Origin of the sequence: Teredinibacter franksiae, from assembly GCF_014218805.1 — a bacterium.
Classification (GTDB): Bacteria; Pseudomonadota; Gammaproteobacteria; order Pseudomonadales; family Cellvibrionaceae; genus Teredinibacter; species Teredinibacter franksiae.
In genome coordinates, this window is record NZ_JACJUV010000001.1 from 3,936,358 (window position 1) to 3,953,453 (window position 17,096).

A 17,096-nucleotide genomic window follows, 5' to 3' on the forward strand; every position below is an offset into this window, starting at 1 on the left:
CAAAAAATTAATTACCCTAGTGGGTAATTATAAATCGTGCTAGTTTTAGTCCTACTATATAAAGCCAAAATAACATAATAGTATTTTCCTTAGGGGCGTGATATGGCAAAAAATAAACGAAGGTTTCTGTGGTTGTCGCTGATTGTTTTTGTTGTCTCATGTGATACAAATACGGCTGACGTTAAAACAAGCGTTCGAATGACTAATGCGGAAGTAACACCCCATGCTCATTCTGAGAATAACCTTCTTACCAATAATGCGAGGGAAAAAAATCTAGCCCAGTATGCCCCATCGCTACCGTCTGCTATACAGTTTGGTATAAACGGCGTATTACCCTTAAGTGTTAATGTTCCATCCTCTATTACTCCCGAGCAGGCACGGCCTTGGTTTGATGTTTTTTCCTGGCAATCTTTTTTAGCCATGCAGTGGCCGTCGTTACTTAGCAACCGTGGTGAGCCAGTAAGTCCGCTGGACCCCAGCACGCTTATCAATCCGCCTGCGGGATCAACACCGGTGTTCAGTTCCTACAAAGAAGCGTTTGAGTTGTTTGGCCAGGGTGATTCCACGCCTACGCCTTGGAGTTCTTACGATGTGCCTGTTTCACCCTGTCCAGAAAGTGCCAGTGATTCTACCGATCACGCAGGTAATAAAACGTTTGTAATGGTTGGTAAAAGTGGCACGTTATTAGACGAAATTAACGAAGCCTTTTCGTTTCCATTGGTGGATCAAAACAGCAACTACACCTGGAGTGAGGTGCGGTTTAATGAGGCGATGTATAACTTCATATTAATGAATAAATTCTACCTTGCCGTTAATTTAGCTGCTGGGCAGCCCATTGATATGCCAGAGAGCGCCGATCCGTCTACCGAGGGTGCATTAATGGTGAAGGCGACATGGCGAGTAATGACCGCCAAAGATGATTTAACGCGTTACCAAACCGTGCAGGCGCAAATTCTTAATCCTGCAGCCGATGCCTGTATTCCCGCCACGATGGGGTTGGTGGGTATGCACATTGTGCAAAAGCTTAAACAATTTCCACAGTGGATATGGTCTAGCTTTGAGCAGGTGGATAATTTGGCGCCGGGCCATGGCGCGGCCCCTGGAACTACAGCTTCATTTAACAATTCAGGAAAGCCCAATTCTGCCAATGGTTGGGATTATCATCCGGCATTAGTGCCGCCGTTGTTAAGTCCCGATCAACTTAAGCCTGTGCAGGTCAGCCGCGTTAATGAAATTCCTACGACACCTGCAGGAGCATCCACGGTTGATATTAATAGGCTTTATCAAAGCTTGTTGGTACAACTAGCGCAGCCGTCACCGCTGGCGTACTACCAATTAATTATCACCCAATGGCCCACTAACCCAGAAGATTTTCGGGTTAAAGGAACGGGCTGTGCAACGCTGCAGGGATGCGCGCAATACCCTGCAGACAGCGGCCAGCCTTTTCCCGTTGATGGTGCAACAAATACGGTTATGGAAACCTATGTTCAAACACCGACAGACGGTGCACCCTTGGGCGGAAATAGCTGTATGAGCTGCCATTACGACGCCGGTAAATCGGATTACAGTTGGGTATTACAAAATCGTGCCCACTAAACGGAAGTTGTTTTTTCTGGGTTAATTTAAAACTATTACAAACAAAGAGTAGAGCACACTATGGCTCAAGAAAATGACTGGTGGACGTTTCACGGTGACTTAGGGCGTACCGGCAATATTCCAGGTTCGAAAATAACGGCAGCTAATGTGAATACGCTCAAAAAAACAGCGGCCCTACAGTTGGGCGGCCCCATATTATCAACCCCGGCTATTGCCGGTGGTTATGTGTATGTGGGTACCGCCAATAGTGTAACCCCGCAAGCAGGTAATAGTACCGATGATGGCGGTTATCTCCATAAAATAGCGCTAAGCAGTGGAGAGATTACCCATACTTTTTTTTGGCCAACCGATGCGGATGAAGGCGATACCCATGGCTTTTGCGGAATGGGTTGTACACCTGCAGTTGTCGATGGTTTTGTTTACTTCAGTGCCTTTAATGGCTGTGTATATTGTTTGAATGCCGACGATTTAACTCAGGTGTGGGTGGTGAACTTGCGTAATACCGACAGCGCACACAATCAACCTATTAATAACGATAATGGCGAATCTCCCAAAGCCGAAGGTTGGTCGTCACCGCTCGTAGTGAATGGGCGGATATATGTGGGGATAGGTGAGGGGGAAAATCCAAACCTGTATGCTTTTATTTTTTGCTTAGATAGTGCAACGGGAAATGTTGTTTGGGTTTATTGCACTAACCAGTATGAAGGCAGTCAGCCAAATCCGGTTAATCAATTGCCGCGCGCGGTAGTGCCGAGTGGAGTGCCCTCTGGCTACACAATTTTCGAGGGCGCACCTGTTACACTTGGGTGCTCCGTGTGGACAGCCATTTCTTACGATGAAGATTTAAAACGAATTTACGCCACTACCGGCAACCCCACACCTATCGATAATGGTTTGCCCGCAGTGGGTTGGTCTTACGGCATATTGTCGTTAGATGCTATTACTGGTGAGTACCGAGGTTTTTATCAGGCAGACGCCAAAAGTAGCTACCGCCCCTCCGATATTGATGTGGATTTTGGCGCGGCTCCGGTTGTGTTTACCCGCAACGGCCAAAAGGTGGTTGCGGCGGCCTGTAAAAATGGAGCACTGTTTATCGTAGATGCCGATACTATGGAGCCGGTCGTTGGTTATCGCCAATTATTGCCCTACATGAACAATGGCGATCAAATTCCAACGGTAGATCCTCACGGCCCCGATACGGCTACCAACCCCAATCCGGTAATTTCTAACGAAGAATCGAATAAGCATCCGGCAGAAAATTTTTATGGCACCTACTCAACACCAGCCATTCACCCGGGTACGCAAAGAATATTCGTTGGCGTAGGGGGCAATAATTACCACTACGTTGCGCCCGGCATCGACTACAAGACTACCCCCTTTATGCGTGCGCTCGATTGGAACACATTAGATGACGCGTGGGAACTCAGTAACGAAGACCCTAAACGCTACGTAAAACCCTCGCCCCCCATGTATCAAACTGTTGCGGAATCGGGTTTATCATCTCCTGCGGTTGTGAATGATGTGGTTTTTTGTTCCACTTCAAAAATTGCCTTATATGCGTTTAGTGTTGCGGATGGTACACCGTTGTGGTCTACCGATATTGGTGACCAAACCGGTGGCTTTAACGGCGGTTATGGTTACTGCCTAGGTCCGGCTGTATCAGGGGATTACGTGGTGGTCGGCAGCCTTATTTATGGCAGCGACGGTGGGATATTACAAATATTTCAGCTGGATGGAGGGAAATAAAAATGGAACTCTTCACACTAAAAATACTAGTGATGGGTATTCTGTTAGGGCTAGATAATTTTTTCGTATCCGCAGGCTTGGGGGAGCTATCGCTTTCGAAAAAAAAGAAAGTAACTTTAATGGCGTTATATTTTGTTGCGGAAGTGTGTCTGCCCTTGGTGGGACTAGTGGCCGCCGAGCGCCTTGTTGCGTTTGCGCCGCTTATCGAAGCTATTGAAATATTGGGTCTCACTATAGCCGTATTGTTGGTGCTGTTCGTCGTACGTTACAGTAGGTTTTTCAGCCGTTTGGCTACCTCAAAATCAAATCATGTTTATCTAATCTATTTTTTACCGTTCCTGTTAGGGCTGGATAACTTGTTGGCGGGCGCTGCTTTCTATGCCTCTGGTATTATGGTTTTGGTCATGGGCGCCATTTCTGTTATTACCTGCGGAGTGGGTTTGGTTCTTGGTGAATGGATAAAAACACATACCTTCATGGCCAATAAAAAGCCTGGCCTGCTGAGCGCGTTTTGTTTGGCGGGCGTAGCGTTGGTCGTAATTATTGGCGAGTTAGCCTAAGGAATACACTATGGCTCTTAGCTTTGCAACAGACATAAAACCCATATTTCAACAGTATCAAGAGCGTATGATGTGGCGATTCGACTTAACGGATTACAAAGCGGTTTCTGGAAACGCTAAGTTGATTCAAAGCCTGATTAACCCATCTACCGACAATTCCGGGGAGGTTCAGCCACCGCAAATGCCACCGGCTAATTTCCCGCCTTTAAGTGGCGATTTTCTTGCCACCTACAATGAATGGGTTTCTGCGGGGTGCCCGGCTTAATGTCAGTAAACAATGAGATCCTTGCGCGGTCTGCCGGGCTGCCCGGTTCGGCGCAGTTGGTCGTGGTAAGCGACTTAAATATTCCAACAAGCATTGTATTTGATTCCAGCGGTAGGCTTTATGTAGCAGAGAGCGGCTTAGCTTTTGGCTCTGCTCCCACTGGAGGTCGAGTATTTCAGATATTAGAAAATGGTACACGCCGCTGTATTGTTGAAAACCTACGCCCACCGGTGAACGGGCTTTCCGTATACGAAAATGACCTGTATATATCGGAAGGTGGTAACCCAGGCCGAATCTCTGTCGTAGATATAAATACTCTTCAGCGTGAAACTGTAATTGATAACCTGCCCGGTGGTGGAAATTACCACACCAATATGGCGATTATGGGCGATGATGGTTGGCTCTACTTTGGTCAGGGAGCTTTAACCAACAGTGGTGTCGTTGGGCCCGATAGCGCAATGATGCCGTGGCTAAAAGAAGTGCGCCATCCTTGTGATATACCCGGTTGTGACATTTCGCTTAGTGGTTGGAATGGCCGCTCCGAAAATGAAGAGGTGAGCACTGGCGCGTTCCAGGAATACGGTATTGAAGGTAGGGCAGGGCAGACCATTAAAGGTGCGTTACCCTGCACCGCCGCAATTATGCGTTGCCGGCCAGATGGTTCGGCGTTAGAGCTGGTCGCTTGGGGTTTACGCAATCCGTATGGGATAAGTTTTAATCGCCAGGGCGATCTTATTGCGATAGATATTGGCATTAATGACCGTGGAAGCCGGCCCATTGGGAATGTGCCAGATTGTCTTTATCAGGTAAAACAAAAGCAGTGGTATGGCTGGCCAGACTTTGCGGCGGGCATACCGGTAACAGCGAAAGACTATAAGCCTCAGCGCGGACCACTTGCGGGGCAAACGCCCAGTTTTTTACTGGGTAACCACGAACAATTAGGTGCGCCCGCAAAACCCCTGCATACATTTGTAAAGCACGCTGCACCAACCAAATTCTGTTTTGAACCGAACGCTAATCGCATTGTGTTGGCGATGTTTGGCGATAAACTTCCTGTAACGGGGCCGCCTGGCCCGCGTGCTGGTCGATGTGTGGGGCGGTTAGATATGGCAACCGGCAAAAAAGAAATATTGCTCGGTCATACGTTTAGTCGGCCCATCGATGTGTGCTTTGGGCCAGATAACAGCTTGTATGTTTTAGATTTCGGTCACTACGAAATGCGCTCTCCCGCAGAGCTAGATACAACGGCTGGAAGCGGTGTGTTGTATAAAATTGAAGCGCCAGTATTTGGTGATCAAGCAGAAGAGTTATTTTAGTTAAGCGCCCACTTGAAAGCCATAGTCTTAAATTAAGATACTGGAGTTAAGGTTTTTCTTTCCGGTTCCTTCGTTAAAAAATACAACGGCTTTTATCTCAAGCGACTCAGGCATTATGGGAACCTGATTCGCCTCAATTAATAGCGGGCCCTATGGCGAATGCTTTTTAATTTGCCTTCACGAGCCCTCTATGAATCGCACACAAGGTCGCACAAAGGCTAAAATCAATTGTTAGGCGTGCCCTTCAGTCGCTCAGGAAATGCGTCTGGATTGTCGATGGCCGTAGTTTGGCGGTCGAGTATGCCGATATCTAGCACGGGGGACGCATCAATATGTTGCGCATCCATCATTTGGGCTATGCGCTGCAGTGAAGAAATTATCATAGTTTTTTCCCACTGTTGTAAATCGCCGAATTGACGGGTGAAATGTTCCTGCAATGGAATGGGCGCTTCTTTTAGTGTCTCTGCTGCTTGGTCGGTAAGATAGGCGTGCACTTTTCGTTTGTCTTCTTTTGACCGCACTCGATACACGAGTTCACGCTTTTCCAGCCGGTCGAGTATGGTGGTAACCGTGGCTTGGCTTAGGCTAATTTCATTGGCAAGCTCGCCAATGGTCACTTCGCCTTTGTCTCGAATGGTTTGTAGCAGCAGAATTTGAGGTGCTGTAAGCCCCGTGGTTTTAGCCAAGTGTTTGGAATGCAAGTCAGTGGCTCTAATAACGCGTCTCAGAGCAACCAAAACTTCTTCAATACTAGTCAAAAGCGATTCCCGGTGTAGTGATCTAAAAAGTGGATCATATATTGGACTAATTGGAGTTCTAAACAAACTATTTGTTTCAATACTGCCGCTATGCCTATAACGGCTCATATCGGCAATCCTCGTCCACAGTGCCATAGCCTTAGCTTGTTATATTGGGTGCTGCGCGGGTGTCGGCTTTCTCACGTTGATCTACTGCCCTGTAACACCTCTACTTCTTATGCTCAGCGGCAGGCTGAGTCATCATATTTCCTAGAAACCGCCGCTACATATTGTGATTGTTAGCTACAGCATGGAGATAAAGTATTCTTTAGTGTACTATGTTTAGTGTTCAAAATATTATCCTGGCAGTATCAAAGCAATTTTTTACTAAAAATCGTAAAAAACACCATTTCTTATGCCCTAATTATTCTTAGAGAACTAATTAATATGTCTATTTGTGGGGGATTCTTTGCCTTCTTCTCAAAATATTGACCTTAGAGTACCGGTACTCGAGGACGGTATCGCCGTATTCCGGTTGATTCAGCGTTGCCCACCGCTCGATACCAACTCCAGTTATTGTAATTTTCTTCAGTGCGGGCATTTTTTTAACACGTCTGTTGCGGCGCACCTAGACGGGAACCTAGTAGGGTTCACATCGGGGTACATAGTGCCAGAGCGTCTAGATACCCTGTTTATCTGGCAAGTAGCCATAGACCAGCCCGCGCGCGGGCTCGGGCTTTCCTCTCAGATGTTAAAGCACATACTGCATCGCCCTGAGTGTGGCGGTATTAGCTTTATAGAAACAACCATTACACAAGACAACAAGCCCTCCTGGGGCCTGTTTAAAAGCCTGGCGAAAAAGTTGGGTGCAAATATTCAGTCCGCAACATGGCTGGACAAACAAGTACATTTTGACAACCAGCATGACTCAGAATTGTTGGTTCGTATTGGCCCTTTTAATCTCGCTCAAACAAGAGACTTACCATGAAAATTTTTGATGAAATCGAATCGGAAGTGCAAAGCTATGCCCGCGCATTCCCGCGTGTTTTTAATCGTGCTCAAGGTGAGTTTATGTGGGATGAAGACGGGCAGCAGTATTTAGACTTTCTTGCCGGTGCGGGAACCTTAAATTACGGCCATAACAACCCGTTATTTAAGCAGGCGTTAATAAAATATATTGAAAACGATGGTATTACTCACGGTTTAGATCTGCACACCAAGGCTAAGGGCGAGTTCTTACAGGCCTTTAACGACAATATCCTCAAGCCTCGTAGCATGGAATATGTTGTACAGTTTACCGGGCCAACCGGAACCAACGCTGTTGAAGCGGCCATGAAAATTGCACGCAACGTCACCGGGCAGCAGAACATTGTTACCTTCACCAATGGTTTTCATGGGGTCAGTCTCGGTTCTCTGGCGGCAACAGGGAACTCTCACCACAGGGATGCCGCTGGCGTTAGCTTAACCGGTACCCACCGTATGCCATACGACGGGTATTTGGGCGACAGTATCGACACCACGGAATACCTCGACAAAGTACTTTCCGATTCAAGTAGTGGCATTAATTCCCCTGCGGCCGTCATTGTGGAAACCGTGCAAGGCGAAGGCGGTATTAATGTGGCCAGCATCGAATGGCTGCAAAACCTTCAGACGGTATGCCGAAAGCATAAAATCCTATTGATTGTTGATGATATTCAGGCCGGCTGCGGTCGTACGGGAGACTATTTCAGTTTTGAAGAAGCGGGTATCGAACCCGATATCATAACCTTGTCTAAATCACTTGGTGGCTACGGTTTACCCTTTGCCGTGGTGCTAATGAAGCCAGAGTTGGACCAATGGAAGCCCGGCGAGCACAACGGTACTTTTCGGGGTAACAACCTCGCCTTTGTTACGGCAAAAGCGGCAATCGAACAATATTGGGCGAACGATTCCTTTTCGGAGGAGGTTAAGCGCAAAGGGCGCTATGTTTCCGAGCGCCTTGAAGCCATTGTTGGTAAGTATGGCGAAGGTAACTTCACCGCTAAGGGGCGCGGCATGTTTCAAGGTATTAATTGCGTTAACGGAGAAATAGCTGGGCAAATTACCCGTAGCGCGTTTAAGAAAGGTTTGATTATAGAAACCAGCGGCGCCGATGATCACGTGGTTAAATTTTTGTGTCCTTTAGTGGTTACCGATGAAAACCTGAAAAAAGGTATTGATATCGTCGAGGAAGCTATTCGAATGGTGTGTGCCAAAGAAGATATTCCTGAAGAGTGTGTCTATTTCGAAGCCAGCTAGGCCCTTAGTGGGCATAGAATCCGCGCTTTAGTGCTACTGTATGCCGGGTGAAAGGCACGTTTCGGGCAGTTTATTGTGGCCAGCGAATAAGTTAAACTCAACCATAAAAGTAAAAAACAGGGGGGTGGCTTCGCTATTAGAGCGGGCGGCCACACCCTGTTTTTCGACGTATAGAACCCTTAAAAAAACAGAGAAATTGTAACAGTAAGGCAATGTGATGATCGTTCGTAATTTATCCGATGCAAACCAAACTAAGCGAAGAATAGTGTCCCCTGATGGTAATTGGGAAAGCACGCGTTTGCTTCTTAAAGAAGATCAAATGGGCTTCTCTTTTCACATCACGACCATATACGAAGGCGCTGATTTTCAAATGCATTATCAGAACCATCTAGAGTCGGTGTACTGTATTGCTGGGGAAGGCGAAGTAGAAACATTGGCGGATGGGAAAAAATACCCCATTAATCCGGGGACAGTTTACATTTTGGATAAGCATGACAAGCACATCCTGCGTGCCCATAAAGAAATGACCATGGCTTGTGTTTTTAATCCGCCGCTTAACGGCAAAGAAACTCATAATGCAGAAGGCGCTTACGCGTTAGAGGCCGAGGGCATAGCGGAGTAAAATCCCTTTTACTTTTGAGCGCTATAATTATAATCACATTTTCGTTCAATTAACGACTGCTCACCACCCGCCAGCACAGCCGGGTGGTTTCGCATATTGGAACCCCCTTATGGTCTATTCGTTCGTTGGTTTTTTACTGTGTTTTACCTGTATTGGCTTGGCGTCTCTATGGCGTAGCCGAGGCACAAAGGAAGATTACTACCTTGCCAGCGGTAATGTACACCCCTGGTTAGTTGGGTTGTCGGCGGTTGCTACGAACAATAGTGGCTACATGTTTATTGGTGTTATCGGTTATACCTACGCAACGGGCTTGGCTTCCATCTGGCTTATGGTTGGTTGGATTACCGGCGATTTTGTGGCATCACTGTTTGTTCACAACCGTTTGCGCCAAGCAACCGAGAGAAGCGGTGAAATCAGTTATGCCGGTGTGCTCAGTCATTGGTATGGGCAAAATTTTACGGCGCTTCAGCGTTTAATTGGTTTAGTCTCTCTGCTTTTACTATTGACCTATGCCGCTGCGCAGTTAGTCGCAGGCGGTAAAGCCTTGCATGTGCTTTTGGGTTGGCCGCTATGGGCTGGCTCGGTTGCGGGGGCCATTCTGGTCAGCCTTTATTGTTATGCTGGTGGTATTCGCGCATCCATATGGACCGATGCGGCCCAATCTATTGTTATGATTATTGCTATGGGCATGCTGTTAGTTGTGGCGGTAGTCAATTTGGGCGGTGCGTCCAGCGCGATCGAACAAATGCACGCGGTAGAAGGATTTATGGACTGGCTGCCAAAAGATCTGGTATTACCTGGGTGGCTTGGCGGCGGGTTGTTTATTTTGAGTTGGTTGTTTGCTGGATTCTCGGTAATAGGGCAGCCCCATATTATGGTGCGCTTTATGGCCTTAAACGACTCGTCAAATATGCGTCAGGCAAAATTATGGTACTACCTATGGTTTTCGGTTTTTTACTGCATGGCTACAGGTGTAGGCCTGCTTGCACGCATTTATTTGTCAGATACAGGGGCGTTTGATGCAGAGTTGGCTTTACCCACCATGGCTCTGGAGTTACTGCCTCCCGTTTTTGTCGGCTTAATACTTGCTGGTATTTTTGCTGCAACGATGTCCACCGCCGATTCGCTTGTGCTCAACTGCTCGGCAGCGATTACCCACGATATACTGCCCCATAATATTGAGCGCACCCGGTTGCTAAAACTTACCACGTTATTGATTACCGGCGTGGCTCTCTTGCTGGCACTCTCAAACAATCAAAGCGTATTTAGTATGGTCATTATGGCCTGGTCGGGCTTGGCCAGCGCCTTCGCGCCACTGCTGTTATTTCTATGTTTGGGGAAGCGGCCTTCGCAAATGGCAAGCATCGTCGCCATAATTACGGGTTTTGCTGTTGCGCTTTCGTGGCGGCTGCTCGGTTTGCATGGAATGGTGTATGAGGGCTTACCAGGCATTGTAGTGGGTACAAGTGTTCTGTATTTGTATCCTTTGTTAGTGAGGGGTAGCATAAAATCTTAGCAATTTTTTTGCGCTTCGGCAGTTTTAAAGGCTTGATGGAGTGGTCCGCAAGTAAACGCTGGAGTTCGATATTATCGCTTACTTCAGTTATTTGGCTGCGGAGCCTTTTCGAGGCATGTAAATTGCTATAAAGCCATTTTCATTCTATTCTTCTCGGCGGTTCTGGCAACCTGATCCCCACCGCAAGCTGCGCCATCGAGCCAGCGCCTACGGTTAATTGACCCGCTCACGCAGGTGGGAATAGGGGCGCCCTAAGCGCATGGGGTGGGCTCCTCACTTACGGTTTTTACAATCGCACTTGTTGGGTGTGCAGCTAAGAGGGGCTAGCGAAGGTCGTTATAGTAGCGGTAAGTACACGTTAACCCGGTTGGTAGAATGCGAAACGCCTCGTTATACATCAACTTTATATTTGAGATCGTTGGCTTCATCGCCGGTGATGCCACGGAACCCCCATTGATGTGGCGCCTGTTCTTTAATTACAATTTCTACATCCACAGGTGAAATGGATAGTTCGGCTTCAATTTTGTTGAAGAGGGCTTTAATAAGCCGCTTTTGAGTTTCGCTTTTTCTGCCTGACATCATATTTATTTCAATAACGGTATAAGCATCAGAGCGCCCGCCGGGATAGTAAAAGTCTTCGGTCTCCATTGGAATAAAACGATGCGCTCTTTTATCTTCTGGTAGTCCCAGCTCCGAGTGCATACAACTATGAATCACATTAGATAGCTGTGCTTTTATGGGATTTAGCTTTTCCCTAATACCGTATACTACGATCATTGTGAATCCTTGCTTGGCGTGTAACTAAAGTTTTGATGAGTTACTTAGCACGTTTATGGAAGTGGCCTGTATATGAAAGCTGATTTATCCGCCCTCTAAGTTGTCACCAAAGGGGGGGCGTTTACCTCCTACTCAATAGGCCTTGGCGGCCCAAGTTATGGAGCGGTCTTTCGAGCTTTAGTATTCTTACCTTGGGTGTTCTTTACTTTGTGTTCTTGATGGATTTCCGAATCTCGCTTTTCAACCATTTCTATTTGATTTCTATTTGATTTCTAACGCCGGGATTAAGTACTGAATCCATTTCCATAAAACCGCCTGTTACGGCCGAGCTTCCGCCCTGCGATTTCTTTTTCTTAAACCAGCCCAGTTTTCCCAGTATATTAGCGATAAAAAAGCCCACTATTGGTAGTGACCATACTAAGAAAAGGAGCCCAATTTGCTGTTTTGTTGACGGGACCCAGTTGTATATATCTCGGCTAATCAGGCAGTTGAAAAATATCAAAAGCAGTAAAAAGAGAACCGCGAAAGCGTAGAATTGAGGGTTTTGCATAGTTACATTACCGTTGGAGGCACCGAAAATTGTGGCTACAGGGGTCGTGGCTACTTACCCCGTAACGGCTCAATCACGGTTACCCGGGTGGAACGGCCACTACCGTTGTTACGGGTTACCGATTTGTGCTTGAATTTTCTTAGGCAAGCTTTTCACTGCGCGACTGTAAGACCAGTCTATCAGATGTTTAAGGTAGCCTTCGTCAAAGAGCTCAACATTTACGACTGAAACCCAATGAAATCTATGCATAAATCGGGCAGGTTTTACGCCGGGCTGATCGGTTAGCTCCAGAAATCGCTCCGGTATAACACGAAAGCTGAACCGCCATTTTTCTGGGGCGCTCGTTTTAAAATAGGCGAATTTTTTTTCGCCTATAGAATACGCTAAAAGGTTTGAGGGGTGGCCACTCTCACGCTCAATTGCGCCAGGGTATGTGCGGCAGAACGCTTTTACTTGTTCTATGTTCATCAGTGATTCCTAGTGTGTTACTAGCAGCCCGGTAGCGTTGTAAGGTGCTTGGTAGTCTGGGGTTGGAGCCCACGATTATTAACAGCCTCGTTATAGCTCTAAAGAGCACCTGAAGGGTCGATGAAACTGTCGGTTACAATCGGGAATTTTCTGCAGGCAAGCTAAAACATAGCTACAGAAAACCCAATTCCCTAGAGGCCCCGCCGTAAAGAAACCTGGTTACTTAACCGATTGGCTCAGTTGGCATCGCCACCTAAAGTAGGTATATCCGTTTATATAAATCTTGGGCGAACGGGTTAATGTTTTGAATTAGCTTCGTTTTCTTTTACTATCGACCGAACGTATTCTTCTTTTTGGAAACCCCTAGACACCCAATACTGGGAGAGTAGCAGGTGCAAAAAAACAGCTAGGAATAATTTACACTGTACCTTACTTGGGAGAAATCGTTCGGGAATACCGATACTGCAGTATTTTCAAGCTTCACGTGGGCATCAAAATTACCGAAAAGTGAAATACCTTTACCTAAAAGTATGGGTGCCTTAGTAATGGTTATTTCGTTAAGGCGTTTCAACTTGATAAAGTGAGTAATAGTTGAGCCGCCATCGATGTAGGCATGCTTCAGACCACTGGACTCTAGTGTAAGAAGTAAATCTTGAGTATCTCCTGAGTACATCTCTACTTTTCCATGTAGGTTTTCGGGGGGCACTTTCACTGTGTTGCTTAATACAACTATCCGCAGATCACCGTAAAACCATTGTTCGGGGGTTAGCTTCATGCTGGAAATGATTTCCATACACTTACGTCCCATAATCATACAATCCACAGACGCCATATAATCGCTGAAACCCATGTCTTCAGAGCCCATATCCGCGTCTAAATTTCCGGCCGTGTGAAGCCAGTCAACACCGCCGTTAAGGTCTGCAATATACCCGTCGGCACTTGTCGCTATATAAGCTGAGCATTTCATGTTGCTATTCCTTTGCACAAGTTATTTTATTCGAACACTGATTTCGCTTTTTGTTCAATCCAAGCATTGCCCTAAAAGCTGATTACCCAACGATTTAATGACCTTATCGCCAGCGAAAATATCAGAATACTGAGCACAAATTATTTTTGAGTATGTTGCTTCACTATTCTGATATTTTAGTGCGGAGGTTAGCGCGTTTCAAGTGAGGTTTTGGGTAAATGTTTTACAGGTCTAAAAGAGAAACCGAATAACTACCTTATAAAAGGCAGCCATCCTTTGCCCTCACAAGATACTTTGTGTCCAATCTATCGGTCTGAAACCGTCGATATGTATTAATGCTCTTTTTAGCGGCCTTCTTTTGTACTGTACGCGCGTTTCTTATCCCGCCAATGCTCTCTGATTATTCCTTTAGAAGGCTGGATACCCATTATAGGGTGATGGAATGAGCGGAGCAGATCTACTAAAATAGCATGCAGGTTAGGTGCGATTATTCTTTTAGAAGTAGATGTCCGCTTGTGAGCTAGTTAAGCACCTGTTTGGTGAGCTTGATTTGTTTGGAGTGCTTCGCGCTTGAGGGCGGCACTATTGTAGAAAGCTGTGGCGGGGGGGGCTCGGCTACCCTGCCTGCAGGGTGTTAATGGCATGTATGCATCAAAAAGCGCTATTGTGATAAGCCGATGCTGTTAGACCATTCCAATGGTAGTCAACGCCGTCTATTATGGGTGCTGGTTGTGTCATTTGGTTTTGTAGAGCTTTGTGCGAGCCGTCAGCCCCCTAAAAAATCGAGTGAGGGGGGCGTTAATACATTCTAGCCATCGCATAACTGACGTATATGTATAAAACGTATTATCGCCCTAGGGGGAGATCCGGTTCAATCGGCAGGGAGCGCTATTAATTGATTGTAGCCTCTGGCAGGCCTTAGTATAAGGCGGACTGTGCAGCGGAAGACTGGTTGCCTTTTCAAAAAGGCCAACGCTGTAATAAGGTTTGCCAGGCCACCAAGCGTCCCTGTAAATTTTGCCTTGCGCACGAGGCGTACACAAAGCCAGCGGCCAAAAGCAATTAATAGAGGTACTCACTAAATTAAATACCTTAAGATGCCCTGAGTTGAAGGGCAGCTTGCCCCAAATATAATGTACTCCAATTGGTTGTGCCCAGAGTGCATATCTATTTTACTAAAAGAGACTCCAGGCCTATGAACAGTAAACCCCCAGCGCAGAGTAAATTTGAAAAAGTGCGGGCTGAGCAATTGGAATATAATGCAAAGCGGGAATCGGGCTATCGAGAACGCGCGCTAAAACTTTTTCCGTGGATTTGTGGTCGGTGCGCCAGAGAGTTCAATCGAAAAAACCTTTCTGAATTAACTGTTCACCATGTAGACCACAACCATGGTAATAACCCAAACGACGGCAGTAATTGGGAGTTGCTTTGTATCTATTGCCATGACGAAGAACACACAAAATTCGAAAACTATGTGCAGTATGGCAATAGCTCAGAAACAACAAGAGAGGCTGCCACCTTTAACCCCTTTGCCGGCTTGAAAGATAAAATGAAAGGGGACGGTGAGTGATCAAGCGGCATCGACTAAAAAATTATAGTTCGGCTGGGCGGCGCCTACGCCTCAATTGGCCGTTGTTGGCGTAGGCGCTATTGACTCTAAGCGAAACGAACTTTCGGAATTCCCGATTGCTCGTCATATTTAGAGCGTTTTCGTGTCAATAATTCACTCTTTACTTGTGCCTTTCTATTCCTAGCGACACATGGGCCTAATTCACATGTTGATTGATTTGGTTAAACATAGTTCAGCGATGATTTGTGTTGCGTGTCGCAATATGCGTTGCGTATTCTATGTGCCGTGCATCTCTAGTTGGTACGTTAGTTGAGTAATTGTTTTTCACTCAATAGCGGCATCTTGGGGTGTTTTTTCATTGCTTTTGATGCCAAAGAAGAGTCACGGATATGGTGTTTATTCAGTTTTCACACCTGCCATAACGTTTGTTAGTTTTCGATTAAAGTTGAATGGTTGGGAAGTTCGAAGTGAGGCATAAATTTTCAGTGCGTAACATGTGGTATTACAGCTCATCTATGCTTGTGGGCCAATCATTAGACTAAAAAGTATATTTAATATGGCGTGTCGATAAAGTTTTTGAATTATTAAGCAGGTTGAAAATGAATTTGTATCGCGCTCTGCTTTTTGTTGTCACGGTAAACATCACCTAACACTTAATTACATAATAAAGTTTGGTTGGTTAGTACTCTCTCCCCAGTGAATGCCTACAACTGTGTTCGCATACACATAAATACCCGTTACCATTCATATAGTTCCTAAAGATAAACAGCAAGAATAATATTTTGGAGGACAAAATGAAATATTCCATGACTATGACGTTCAGAGGTTTCATCCTGATTTTTTTATTCCCTTTATATGCCGTTGCGCAAGAGCGGGATTCTTATGCATTCGAAATTACAGATGGGGATGTTCTGTTAACCCCCGCACGTTGTGCCCCAGATGGTTGTGCGCCAACGGCGGCGGCCTTAACCGGTCGTTTTGTCGCGTTCTTGCCCGCTGGCGCAACGCAATTGTTTTTCTTATCATCAACCGTTGAAACGCAGCCAAGCTTGGCATTTCAACTGCCAGCCGACCCTAATGAAGATAGCGGTGGGGTTAGCCGAGAGGCGTCGTTTGACTATGACGGAAGTTCACTGTTAGTTAAAGGGGTGGTTGATGCACGAGCATTTGATGGGCCTCTTATAGAGTATCGCTTTAGTGCTAAGGTTGTAACGAAGCCTAGTGATGATGTTGCATTTTATGTGGCCCGGCCTGACTTTAGAAAATGCGTTTCCCCTCTCTGTGGCGGTTATTTTGTAAAATCGGTCAATAAAAAACGTACCCAGTGCGCCGATGGCACGCAGCAAAATGAGTGCTATGTAGCAGAACTGAACCTGCCTGTAGGCACTGCAGTCGAGCAACTTCTTGGAAGTTCCACGCCGTTGTTTTTGGTTGGAATAATCGAGGATAAAAAGTTCGAGGGCTTTGGTAACCTGGGTGTTTTCAATGCAAAAGGAGCATTTGAATCTGCGACGGATGAATCTGCTGTAGGTACATTTTACGGTGCCGAGAACAACGGCATTATGTGTATTACATCGCCCTGTTTCACTTATGACCTTACAGTGCTCAATAGAATGCGAGAGACCCCGGTCTCCCGTATCAATTTCGATAAAGTAAACGCCGATGCAGAAAAAATTGACGAAGCACAGCAGCTGCTAGCTAATGGCGAGGTGCTCTATGCGTCTGGACGCACATACAAGTACAAAGGTTTTGCTGGCACAGGAGTTGAATTTATTGTTCAACAGTTTTACCTTCCGATAGAGCCTGACGCCAAGTGCGAAGAAGGTTACAGTTTTAGTGGCGGTGCCTGCAAAACGCAGTATGGGTGCACATACCCTGAAATACAGTTAAATGGCGTTGGCGGGGCACCAGTAATAGACCCGAAAACCGGCGAAATGACTACCAGCATTACACAAAGCTGCGTTAAAACTTGTGAATTTCCAGGGGTGATTCAAGAACCTGGAATTTGCGTTGTTTATTACCCTTAATGTAAGCCGCACACAGGGATGTGTGTTTTGCACCAAATAGCAGAATAGAGCGCGTAAAATCTTATTTATACGGCCGATATAAAGCTTGCCTTGCGCCTTAGA

General features: G+C 46.2%; 15 protein-coding genes. 11 read left to right on the forward strand and 4 right to left on the reverse strand.

Translation table 11 applies throughout. The features are described 5' to 3' along the window. Positions 1–102: 102 nt before the first annotated feature. The 5 genes from H5336_RS16470 to H5336_RS16490 are packed head-to-tail and all read left to right on the forward strand — an operon-like array spanning position 103 to position 5,483. On the forward strand, positions 103–1,596 hold the full coding sequence (locus tag H5336_RS16470) for a hypothetical protein (RefSeq protein ID WP_185235327.1): 1,494 nt from the start codon (positions 103–105) through the stop codon (positions 1,594–1,596). Between the two features lie 60 nt (positions 1,597–1,656). Next, entirely contained in the window at positions 1,657–3,342 is a 1,686-nt protein-coding gene (locus tag H5336_RS16475; protein WP_185235328.1) for an outer membrane protein assembly factor BamB family protein, read from the forward strand. Between the two features lie 2 nt (positions 3,343–3,344). Continuing rightward, the gene (locus H5336_RS16480; protein WP_185235329.1) at positions 3,345–3,902 is read left to right on the forward strand and encodes an MntP/YtaF family protein; all 558 of its coding nucleotides are present in this window, start codon (positions 3,345–3,347) and stop codon (positions 3,900–3,902) included. Between the two features lie 10 nt (positions 3,903–3,912). Continuing rightward, on the forward strand, positions 3,913–4,167 hold the full coding sequence (locus H5336_RS16485; RefSeq protein WP_185235330.1) for a hypothetical protein: 255 nt from the start codon (positions 3,913–3,915) through the stop codon (positions 4,165–4,167). Beyond that, on the forward strand, positions 4,167–5,483 hold the full coding sequence (locus H5336_RS16490) for a PQQ-dependent sugar dehydrogenase (protein ID WP_185235331.1): 1,317 nt from the start codon (positions 4,167–4,169) through the stop codon (positions 5,481–5,483). Before H5336_RS16485 ends, H5336_RS16490 begins: the two co-directional genes overlap by 1 nt. Before the next feature lie 224 nt (positions 5,484–5,707). Here H5336_RS16490 and H5336_RS16495 read toward each other — a convergent pair whose 3' ends face one another. Continuing rightward, on the reverse strand, positions 5,708–6,241 hold the full coding sequence (locus H5336_RS16495) for a MarR family winged helix-turn-helix transcriptional regulator (protein WP_221628076.1): 534 nt from the start codon (positions 6,239–6,241) through the stop codon (positions 5,708–5,710). A 448-nt stretch (positions 6,242–6,689) separates the two neighbouring features. Between H5336_RS16495 and ectA the strand changes: the two genes are divergently transcribed. The 4 genes from ectA (at position 6,690) to H5336_RS16515 (ending at position 10,635) form a co-directional block, all read left to right on the forward strand. Then, positions 6,690–7,208 carry a diaminobutyrate acetyltransferase gene (gene ectA, locus H5336_RS16500; protein WP_185235333.1) on the forward strand — a complete coding sequence of 173 codons (519 nt, stop codon included), beginning with the start codon at positions 6,690–6,692 and terminating at the stop codon, positions 7,206–7,208. Continuing rightward, the gene (ectB, locus tag H5336_RS16505) at positions 7,205–8,497 is read left to right on the forward strand and encodes a diaminobutyrate--2-oxoglutarate transaminase (RefSeq protein WP_185235334.1); all 1,293 of its coding nucleotides are present in this window, start codon (positions 7,205–7,207) and stop codon (positions 8,495–8,497) included. Before ectA ends, ectB begins: the two co-directional genes overlap by 4 nt. 217 nt (positions 8,498–8,714) lie before the next feature. After that, positions 8,715–9,119, forward strand: coding sequence for an ectoine synthase (locus H5336_RS16510; protein ID WP_185235335.1), 405 nt, complete (start codon positions 8,715–8,717; stop codon positions 9,117–9,119). 109 nt (positions 9,120–9,228) lie between these two features. Next, the gene (locus H5336_RS16515; protein ID WP_185235336.1) at positions 9,229–10,635 is read left to right on the forward strand and encodes a sodium/proline symporter; all 1,407 of its coding nucleotides are present in this window, start codon (positions 9,229–9,231) and stop codon (positions 10,633–10,635) included. Positions 10,636–11,025: 390 nt separating this feature from the next. On the opposite strand, the gene H5336_RS16520 is transcribed toward H5336_RS16515, so the two are convergent. From H5336_RS16520 to H5336_RS16530, 3 genes are all read right to left on the reverse strand, one after another. Further along, the gene (locus H5336_RS16520; protein ID WP_185235337.1) at positions 11,026–11,412 is read right to left on the reverse strand and encodes a tautomerase family protein; all 387 of its coding nucleotides are present in this window, start codon (positions 11,410–11,412) and stop codon (positions 11,026–11,028) included. A gap of 658 nt (positions 11,413–12,070) precedes the next feature. Next, positions 12,071–12,430, reverse strand: a complete 360-nt coding sequence (locus H5336_RS16525; RefSeq protein WP_185235338.1) for an MmcQ/YjbR family DNA-binding protein — start codon at positions 12,428–12,430, stop codon at positions 12,071–12,073. 406 nt (positions 12,431–12,836) lie between these two features. Next, positions 12,837–13,397 carry a dihydrofolate reductase family protein gene (locus H5336_RS16530; protein WP_185235339.1) on the reverse strand — a complete coding sequence of 187 codons (561 nt, stop codon included), beginning with the start codon at positions 13,395–13,397 and terminating at the stop codon, positions 12,837–12,839. A gap of 1,195 nt (positions 13,398–14,592) precedes the next feature. On the opposite strand from H5336_RS16530, the gene H5336_RS16535 reads away from it, so the two are divergent. After that, a complete protein-coding gene (locus H5336_RS16535) occupies positions 14,593–14,967 on the forward strand; it encodes a YajD family HNH nuclease (protein ID WP_185235340.1) in 375 nt (124 codons plus the stop codon). A 794-nt stretch (positions 14,968–15,761) separates the two neighbouring features. Beyond that, positions 15,762–16,994 (forward strand): DUF6748 domain-containing protein, encoded by a 1,233-nt coding sequence (locus H5336_RS16540; protein ID WP_185235341.1) that lies wholly within the window; start codon positions 15,762–15,764, stop codon positions 16,992–16,994. Positions 16,995–17,096: the final 102 nt, after the last annotated feature.

Bases quoted from the DNA above. Each gene is read 5' to 3' on its own strand.
- H5336_RS16490 (WP_185235331.1), top strand. From the start codon at position 4,167: ATGTCAGTAAACAATGAGATCCTTGCGCGGTCTGCCGGGCTGCCCGGT.
- H5336_RS16470 (WP_185235327.1), top strand. From the start codon at position 103: ATGGCAAAAAATAAACGAAGGTTTCTGTGGTTGTCGCTGATTGTTTTT.
- H5336_RS16515 (WP_185235336.1), top strand. From the start codon at position 9,229: ATGGTCTATTCGTTCGTTGGTTTTTTACTGTGTTTTACCTGTATTGGC.
- ectB (WP_185235334.1), top strand. From the start codon at position 7,205: ATGAAAATTTTTGATGAAATCGAATCGGAAGTGCAAAGCTATGCCCGC.
- H5336_RS16535 (WP_185235340.1), top strand. From the start codon at position 14,593: ATGAACAGTAAACCCCCAGCGCAGAGTAAATTTGAAAAAGTGCGGGCT.
- H5336_RS16540 (WP_185235341.1), top strand. From the start codon at position 15,762: ATGAAATATTCCATGACTATGACGTTCAGAGGTTTCATCCTGATTTTT.
- H5336_RS16475 (WP_185235328.1), top strand. From the start codon at position 1,657: ATGGCTCAAGAAAATGACTGGTGGACGTTTCACGGTGACTTAGGGCGT.
- H5336_RS16510 (WP_185235335.1), top strand. From the start codon at position 8,715: ATGATCGTTCGTAATTTATCCGATGCAAACCAAACTAAGCGAAGAATA.
- H5336_RS16485 (WP_185235330.1), top strand. From the start codon at position 3,913: ATGGCTCTTAGCTTTGCAACAGACATAAAACCCATATTTCAACAGTAT.
- H5336_RS16520 (WP_185235337.1), bottom strand. From the start codon at position 11,412: ATGATCGTAGTATACGGTATTAGGGAAAAGCTAAATCCCATAAAAGCA.
- H5336_RS16530 (WP_185235339.1), bottom strand. From the start codon at position 13,397: ATGAAATGCTCAGCTTATATAGCGACAAGTGCCGACGGGTATATTGCA.
- H5336_RS16525 (WP_185235338.1), bottom strand. From the start codon at position 12,430: ATGAACATAGAACAAGTAAAAGCGTTCTGCCGCACATACCCTGGCGCA.
- H5336_RS16480 (WP_185235329.1), top strand. From the start codon at position 3,345: ATGGAACTCTTCACACTAAAAATACTAGTGATGGGTATTCTGTTAGGG.